Below are 1064 nucleotides of genomic sequence, written 5' to 3'. Positions count from 1 at the left end.
AAACCGAAGATCGCCTGGAACGACGAGCAGGCCCGCGCCGAGCTGGTCGACGCGCTGGTCGGTGACGCGCTGCGGCTGCTGGGCCACCTGCCCGACCAGCAACTCGGCGAGAAAGCCGCGAACGCGGTGGGCATCCTGGCCCTGGTCGCAGGACAAGACGTCGAGCCCGCCGAGGACTCCGACGGCCGTGACGGACGCTGGCGTATCACCCGGGGCACCGCCCCGGGCCGCATGGTCTCCACCGTCGATCCGGAAGCCCGGCACGTCCACAAGACCCGCAGCCACCAGCAGGACGGGTTCAAGGCCCATCTGGCCATCGAGCCCGAGACCGGGTTATACACCGCCGTCGCCCTGCGGCCCGGCGCCGGGCCCGAGCACCATGAGGCCGCAGTGGGTCTTGAGCTGCTCGCCGAGGAGGACACCCCGGTGGACGCCTTCGGTGACACCGCCTACTCCACCGGTGACGCCCGCCAGGCCCTGGACCGGGCCGGACACCGGCTGTTCCTCAAGCCCGCACCGCTGCGGCCCGCCGTCCCCGGCGGCTTCACCCTCGACGACTTCGCCATCGACACCACCACCGCGACCGTGACCTGCCCGGCCGGACACACCGTGGCACTGTCCGACCCCGGCGGGCAGCACCACCAACGCAAAGCCTCTTTCGGGGATTCATGCGCCGGATGCCACCTGCGCGAGCGGTGCACCAAAGCCAGGGCCGGACGCATCCTGACCATCCGCCCCCACCACGACCTCCAAGCAGCCGCCCGCCACCAGGCCGCCACCGATCCCGGCTGGCAGGCCGACTACCGCCGCTGGCGACCACCGGTCGAACGCGCCGTCGCCTGGCTCGTCCACCACGGCAACCGGCGCCTGCGCTACCGCGGCACCATCAAGAACGACACCTGGCTCCACACCCGAGCCGCCGGCCTCAACCTCCGCCGACTGATCAACCTCGGACTCACCCACACCAGCGGCACCTGGCACCTCGCACCCGCCGGCACATGACCGAAGGGGCTGCCCGGCCTGACGGCTGGACAGTCCCTCACCAAGATCTTCATCGGCCTTCT

At 71.3% G+C, this 1064-nt stretch carries 1 protein-coding gene; it reads left to right on the top strand.

What is annotated here, in order from left to right; all coding sequences use genetic code 11:
- A partial coding sequence (locus Sri02f_RS40955) for a transposase (RefSeq protein WP_159106905.1) occupies positions 1 to 1002 on the top strand: 1002 nt, incomplete at its 5' end.
- Between the last annotated feature and the right edge of the window lie 62 nt (positions 1003 to 1064).

Origin of the sequence: Streptomyces rishiriensis (genome assembly GCF_003112535.1) — a bacterium.
Taxonomy (GTDB): Bacteria; Actinomycetota; Actinomycetes; order Streptomycetales; family Streptomycetaceae; genus Streptomyces; species Streptomyces rishiriensis.
Note: the sequence above shows the minus strand (reverse complement) of the source record. Positions and strands in the feature narration are given on the sequence as shown.